2 protein-coding genes are annotated in these 1,705 nt (G+C 61.6%); both read left to right on the forward strand.

What is annotated here, in order from left to right; translation table 11 throughout:
* Positions 1 to 728: ABC transporter substrate-binding protein (locus EOA28_RS34965; protein WP_245501673.1), on the forward strand; the 728-nt coding region annotated here is incomplete at its 5' end.
* An 82-nt stretch (positions 729 to 810) separates the two neighbouring features.
* A complete protein-coding gene (locus EOA28_RS34970; protein ID WP_127252082.1) occupies positions 811 to 1,650 on the forward strand; it encodes an alkaline phosphatase family protein in 840 nt (279 codons plus the stop codon).
* The last annotated feature ends 55 nt before the right edge of the window (positions 1,651 to 1,705 follow it).

The raw sequence follows: 1,705 nt of genomic DNA on the forward strand, positions 1-1,705 counted from the left end.
GCTACTACCCGTTCAACATGTTCTGCGACACCGCGCCCTTCGACAACAACGACCTCCGCATGGCGCTGAAGCTTGCCATGGACCGCGAGGAGATGCTCGACAAGATCCTGCGCGGCTATGGCTCGGTCGGCAACGACTTCCCGATCAACGAAGCCTACCCGCTTTTCTCCGCCGATATCGAGCAACGCAAGTTCGATCCGGAAAAAGCGGCAGCCGCCTACAAGAAATCGGGCCACAGCGGCTCGATCCTGCTGCGCACCTCGGACGTCGCCTTCCCCGGCGCGGTCGACGCGGCGCAACTCTACCAGCAGTCCTGCGCCAAGGCCGGCATCAAAATAGAGATCAAGCGCGAGCCGGGCGACGGTTACTGGTCGGAGGTGTGGAACAAGCAGCCCTTCTCGCTCTCCTATTGGGGCGGGCGGCCGACGCAAGGCCAGATGTATTCCACCGGCTATCTGTCAACCGCCGACTGGAACGACACACGCTTCAAGCGGCCCGAATTCGACAAGATGCTCTATGCCGCGCGCGCCGAGTTGGACCAGGCCAAGCGCAAGGCGATCTATCGCGACATGGCGATGCTGATGCGCGACGAAGGCGGCCTGATCGTGCCGTTCTTCAACCAGTTCGTCGACGCTGCCAACACCAAGAAGATCAGCGGCTACGCCAAGAACCCAAATGGCGAGATGATGGACGGCTACGCGCTCTGCGAATGCTGGCTGAACGCCTGATATCAGTATAATTCTTCGAACGCCGCGTGTCCCCGGGACGCGCGGCGTTCTTGTTTAGACCGACAATCATAGGAAGCTGTCCGTGGCGCTCAAATCCAAACTGCTGCTCATCATCCTCGACGGCGTGCCCTACCGGAACTGGCGCCGGCTGATGGGCAATCTCGAGGGCTGGACGCAGTCGGGCGAGGCGCAGGCGTGGAAGATGCGCTCGGTGCTGCCCTCGACCTCGGCCTGCTGCTACGCCTCGATCCACACCGGTGTTTCGCCGCAGGTGCATGGCATTCTTTCCAACGAGAATCGCTTTCGCGTCACGCAGCCCGACATCTTCTCGGAGGTCAGCAAGGCCGGCGGCAGGACGGGTGCGGTGACCCATTCCTATTGGTCGGAATTCTTCCGCAGCTTTCCGTTCGACCTTGTCGAGGACATGGAGTTCGACGATCCAAGCGGGCCGATCACGCATGGCCGCTTCCACACCATGACCGGCTACAATCTCAAGAACCAGATGACGCCGAGCGACATCGACCTGTTCGCGACGCTGACCATGCTGGCGAAGCGACACGGCATCGACTACGGCATCCTGCACACCTGCACGCTGGATTCGATGGGACATCGCTTCGGCCATGACTGCATCGAGATGGACCATGCCTGCTACGCCATGGACGGCATGCTCGCCGCCTTCCTGCCGCGATGGCGCGAAGCCGGTTATGAAGTGATCGTGACGGCCGACCACGGCCAGACCGACCGCGGCCACCATGGCGGCCATGACGACGAGATGCAGGATTTCGCGCTCTATTATTTCGGGCCCGCGAAAGGCCCCGAGGCCGACACGCTGCTCGACCAGCTGCAGCTCGCGCCGACGGTGCTGAGCCGGCTTGGCGTGGCGATACCGGAGACGATGAAGGCGAAGGTGTTTTTGGGGTAAGCGCCGCCTTTCCTTCTCCCCTTGTGAGGGTTTTGCATGGGAGTCGATATTTAGC

The organism is Mesorhizobium sp. M2A.F.Ca.ET.067.02.1.1, from assembly GCF_004023285.1.
In the GTDB taxonomy this organism is placed as follows: domain Bacteria; phylum Pseudomonadota; class Alphaproteobacteria; order Rhizobiales; family Rhizobiaceae; genus Mesorhizobium.